Origin of the sequence: Arthrobacter hankyongi (assembly GCF_022012395.1) — a bacterium.
Taxonomy (GTDB): domain Bacteria; phylum Actinomycetota; class Actinomycetes; order Actinomycetales; family Micrococcaceae; genus Crystallibacter; species Crystallibacter hankyongi.
This window is the reverse complement of record NZ_JAKLTQ010000039.1, coordinates 1-5,578: the sequence shown is the minus strand read 5'-3', so window position 1 is coordinate 5,578 and position 5,578 is coordinate 1. Positions and strand designations below refer to the sequence as shown.

Below are 5,578 nucleotides of genomic sequence, written 5' to 3'. Positions count from 1 at the left end.
CTGTTGTTTGAGAACTCAATAGTGTGCCATGTTTGTTGATACCGATTGTTTTATCGGTTGATTGATGGCCCTGTGCGCCTGTTGTGGGTGTGCGGGGTGTTTTTCGGCCGGGTTTGAATTTGGTGCCCGGGTCTGTCTGCCGGTTTTCCCCGGCGGGGCCCGTGGTGTCCGTATGGTTTTTACGGAGAGTTTGATCCTGGCTCAGGACGAACGCTGGCGGCGTGCTTAACACATGCAAGTCGAACGATGAGGCGGTGCTTGCACCGCGGATTAGTGGCGAACGGGTGAGTAACACGTGGGTAACCTGCCCCCGACCCTGGGATAAGCCTGGGAAACCGGGTCTAATACCGGATATGACTTCCTGCCGCATGGCGGGGGGTGGAAAGATCTGTCGGTCGGGGATGGACTCGCGGCCTATCAGCTTGTTGGCGGGGTAACGGCCCACCAAGGCGACGACGGGTAGCCGGCCTGAGAGGGTGGACGGCCACACTGGGACTGAGACACGGCCCAGACTCCTACGGGAGGCAGCAGTGGGGAATATTGCACAATGGGCGCAAGCCTGATGCAGCGACGCCGCGTGGGGGATGACGGCCTTCGGGTTGTAAACCCCTTTCGGCAGGGAAGAAGCGAAAGTGACGGTACCTGCGGAAGAAGCGCCGGCTAACTACGTGCCAGCAGCCGCGGTAATACGTAGGGCGCAAGCGTTGTCCGGAATTATTGGGCGTAAAGAGCTCGTAGGCGGTTTGCCGCGTCTGCCGTGAAAGCCCGGGGCTCAACCCCGGGTCTGCGGTGGGTACGGGCAGACTGGAGTGCAGTAGGGGAGACCGGAATTCCTGGTGTAGCGGTGAAATGCGCAGATATCAGGAGGAACACCGATGGCGAAGGCAGGTCTCTGGGCTGTAACTGACGCTGAGGAGCGAAAGCATGGGGAGCGAACAGGATTAGATACCCTGGTAGTCCATGCCGTAAACGTTGGGCACTAGGTGTGGGGGACATTCCACGTCTTCCGCGCCGCAGCTAACGCATTAAGTGCCCCGCCTGGGGAGTACGGCCGCAAGGCTAAAACTCAAAGGAATTGACGGGGGCCCGCACAAGCGGCGGAGCATGCGGATTAATTCGATGCAACGCGAAGAACCTTACCAAGGCTTGACATGGGCCGGACCGGGCTGGAGACAGTCCTTCCCCTTTGGGGCCGGTTCACAGGTGGTGCATGGTTGTCGTCAGCTCGTGTCGTGAGATGTTGGGTTAAGTCCCGCAACGAGCGCAACCCTCGTTCCATGTTGCCAGCGGGTTATGCCGGGGACTCATGGGAGACTGCCGGGGTCAACTCGGAGGAAGGTGGGGACGACGTCAAATCATCATGCCCCTTATGTCTTGGGCTTCACGCATGCTACAATGGCCGGTACAAAGGGTTGCGATACTGTGAGGTGGAGCCAATCCCAAAAAGCCGGTCTCAGTTCGGATTGGGGTCTGCAACTCGACCCCATGAAGTCGGAGTCGCTAGTAATCGCAGATCAGCAACGCTGCGGTGAATACGTTCCCGGGCCTTGTACACACCGCCCGTCAAGTCACGAAAGTTGGTAACACCCGAAGCCGGTGGCCCAACCCCTTGTGGGGGGGAGCCGTCGAAGGTGGGACCGGCGATTGGGACTAAGTCGTAACAAGGTAGCCGTACCGGAAGGTGCGGCTGGATCACCTCCTTTCTAAGGAGCATCTGGCATTGTCTCCCGGCGCTGCGCGCCGGGGTGGGTGCCGGTCGCCCGTTGCGGATCCGTTCGTGGTCCGGCGGGATGGCTCATGGGTGGAATATCAACGAATCTGCGGCCGTGTTTGGTGCCGCCGGCTTTCGCCAGTACGTCCGGGTTTCCGGGCTGGAACGCGGGGTCGGCGGGGCGGTTCACGGTCCATGGCACACTGTTGGGTCCTGAGGCAACAGGGCCGCCGGCCGGGTGTCTGCCCGGCGGCGGAACGTGTTGTTTCCTGGTTCCCGCGCATGCCTGCTGCTCCTGCCTTTGGGCCGGGGCGGCGGGGTGTGACGGGGTTGTTGTTTGAGAACTGCATAGTGGACGCGAGCATCTTATAGAAAAGCAATTTTCGTAGGAAGTTTTTATCCTTGGAAACTGTGGGCCGTTTGTGGCCAGGTTTTTAAGGGCACACGGTGGATGCCTTGGCATCGGGAGCCGATGAAGGACGTGGGAATCTGCGATAAGCCTGGGGGAGTCGATAACCGGACCGTGATCCCAGGATGTCCGAATGGGGAAACCCCGCCGCATGTTATGTGCGGTGACCGCCGCCTGAACACATAGGGCGTGCGGGGGGAACGCGGGGAAGTGAAACATCTCAGTACCCGCAGGAAGAGAAGACAACAGTGATTCCGTCAGTAGTGGCGAGCGAACGCGGACGAAGGCCAAACCGTGCCATGTGTGATAGCCGGCGGGCGTTGCATGGCCGGGGTAGCGGGACTTTCCAGACCGGTTCTGCCGGACCGGTGCAGTGAGGGTGCGTGCATAGTCGAACAGGTTTGAAGGCCTGACCGAAGAGGGTGTTGGTCCCGTAGACGCAATGCATGGCACCGCTGGGAAAGGATCCCAAGTAGCACGGGGCCCGAGAAATCCCGTGCGAATCTGCCAGGACCACCTGGCAAGCCTGAATACTACCCGATGACCGATAGCGGACAAGTACCGTGAGGGAAAGGTGAAAAGTACCCCGGGAGGGGAGTGAAACAGTACCTGAAACCGTGTGCCTACAATCCGTCGGAGCAGGCTTTGTTCCTGTGACGGCGTGCCTTTTGAAGAATGAGCCTGCGAGTTAGTGCCGTGTCGCGAGGTTAACCCGTGGGGGGAAGCCGTAGCGAAAGCGAGTCTGAACAGGGCGTTCAGTGGCGCGGTCTAGACCCGAAGCGGAGTGATCTACCCATGGCCAGGTTGAAGCGACGGTAAGACGTCGTGGAGGACCGAACCCACTTCAGTTGAAAATGGAGGGGATGAGCTGTGGGTAGGGGTGAAAGGCCAATCAAACTCCGTGATAGCTGGTTCTCCCCGAAATGCATTTAGGTGCAGCGTTGCGTGTTTCTTGCCGGAGGTAGAGCTACTGGATGGCCGATGGGCCCCACAAGGTTACTGACGTCAGCCAAACTCCGAATGCCGGTAAGTCAGAGCGCAGCAGTGAGACCGTGGGGGATAAGCTTCATGGTCGAGAGGGAAACAGCCCGGACCACCGACTAAGGCCCCTAAGCGTGTGCTAAGTGGGAAAGGATGTGGAGTTGCCCAGACAACCAGGAGGTTGGCTTAGAAGCAGCCACCCTTGAAAGAGTGCGTAATAGCTCACTGGTCAAGTGATTCCGCGCCGACAATGTAGCGGGGCTCAAGCACACCGCCGAAGTCGTGGCATCCACACGATACCCCAGCCCGTACGGGTTCAGGGGTGTGGATGGGTAGGGGAGCGTCGTGCCGGCAGTGAAGCCGCGGGGTGACCCAGCGGTGGAGCCGGCACGAGTGAGAATGCAGGCATGAGTAGCGAAAGACGGGTGGGAAACCCGTCCGCCGAATGATCAAGGGTTCCAGGGTCAAGCTAATCTGCCCTGGGTAAGTCGGGACCTAAGGCGAGGCCGACAGGCGTAGTCGATGGACAACGGGTTGATATTCCCGTACCGGCGAAGGACCGCCAGTGCCGACCCGGTGATGCTCCCCGTCCCCCGAGCGTTGCGCCGTGTCCCTTCGGGGACCCGGGGTGCGTGACGGGCACGGGGTGTCGGAGCCGGTAAGGCAAGCGTATTAACAGGTGTGACGCAGGAAGGTAGCCGGGCCGGGCGATGGTTGCCCCGGTCCAAGGGCGTAGGGCGAACGGTTGGCAAATCCGCCGTTCATCAGCCTGAGACCCGACGGGACCCCCGCACGGGGGGATCCGGTGATCCTATGCTGCCAAGAAAAGCATCGGCGCGAGGTCCCAGCCGCCCGTACCCCAAACCGACACAGGTGATCAGGTAGAGAATACCAAGGCGATCGAGAGAATTATGGTTAAGGAACTCGGCAAAATGCCCCCGTAACTTCGGGAGAAGGGGGGCCCCGACCGTGAACCGGACACGCTCCGGGGAGCGGGTAAGGGCCGCAGAGACCAGGGGGAAGCGACTGTTTACTAAAAACACAGGTCCGTGCGAAGTCGCAAGACGAGGTATACGGACTGACTCCTGCCCGGTGCTGGAAGGTTAAGAGGACCGGTCAGGCCCGTTCGCGGGCCGAAGCCGGGAATTCAAGCCCCAGTAAACGGCGGTGGTAACTATAACCATCCTAAGGTAGCGAAATTCCTTGTCGGGTAAGTTCCGACCTGCACGAATGGAGTAACGACTTCCCCGCTGTCTCAACCATAAACTCGGCGAAATTGCACTACGAGTAAAGATGCTCGTTACGCGCAGCAGGACGGAAAGACCCCGAGACCTTTACTACAGTTTGGTATTGGTGTTCGGTGCGGCTTGTGTAGGATAGGTGGGAGACTGTGAGGCCGGCACGCCAGTGCCGGCGGAGTCATCGTTGAAATACCACTCTGGCCGCTCCGGACGCCTAACTTCGGCCCGTTATCCGGGTCAGGGACAGTGCCTGACGGGTAGTTTAACTGGGGCGGTTGCCTCCCAAAAAGTAACGGAGGCGCCCAAAGGTCCCCTCAGCCTGGTTGGCAATCAGGTGGCGAGTGCAAGTGCACAAGGGGGCTTGACTGTGAGAGGGACACCTCGAGCAGGGACGAAAGTCGGGACTAGTGATCCGGCGGCACCTCGTGGAAGGGCCGTCGCTCAACGGATAAAAGGTACCTCGGGGATAACAGGCTGATCTTGCCCAAGAGTCCATATCGACGGCATGGTTTGGCACCTCGATGTCGGCTCGTCGCATCCTGGGGCTGGAGTAGGTCCCAAGGGTTGGGCTGTTCGCCCATTAAAGCGGTACGCGAGCTGGGTTTAGAACGTCGTGAGACAGTTCGGTCCCTATCCGCTGCGCGCGCAGGAAATCTGAGAAGGTCTGTCCTTAGTACGAGAGGACCGGGACGGACGAACCTCTGGTGTGGCAGTTGTACCGCCAGGTGCACCGCTGCTTGGCTACGTTCGGAATGGATAACCGCTGAAAGCATCTAAGCGGGAAGCCGGCTTCAAGATGAGATTTCCATCCCGCAAGGGGAGAGGCCCCCAGCCAGACCACTGGGTTGATAGGCCGGACGTGGAAGCAGGAACCAACGACCTGCGAAGCCGACCGGTACTAATAGGCCGATAACCTCACCACAAACACTTGCATGCACGCGTCCACTATGCGGTTCCCAACCAACAACCCGGGAACCACCACAACCAAATAACACACACGCGACAGCCACACGGCTGTCCACCGCAAACCACCCCACCACCCCCGCCCCGGGGGCGCGTCCGGGGACCAGGGTTGCGGCGGCCACAGCGCGGGGGAAACGCCCGGACCCATCCCGAACCCGGAAGCTAAGACCCGCAGCGCCGATGGTACTGCACCCGGGAGGGTGTGGGAGAGTAGGACACCGCCGCACCACACCACCAGGGCAGGGCCCCGCCAACGACGGCGGGGCCCCACCC

3 rRNA genes are annotated in these 5,578 nt (G+C 60.4%); all 3 read left to right on the top strand.

Annotated elements, in window-relative coordinates:
- The first annotated feature begins 178 nt into the window (after positions 1-178).
- A 16S ribosomal RNA gene (locus LVY72_RS23960) occupies positions 179-1,703 on the top strand.
- Positions 1,704-2,135: 432 nt separating this feature from the next.
- Positions 2,136-5,264 (top strand): 23S ribosomal RNA (locus LVY72_RS23955).
- A 151-nt stretch (positions 5,265-5,415) separates the two neighbouring features.
- Positions 5,416-5,532, top strand: a 5S ribosomal RNA gene (rrf, locus tag LVY72_RS23950).
- Together the 16S, 23S and 5S rRNA genes form the textbook arrangement of a ribosomal RNA operon.
- Positions 5,533-5,578 lie beyond the last annotated feature (46 nt).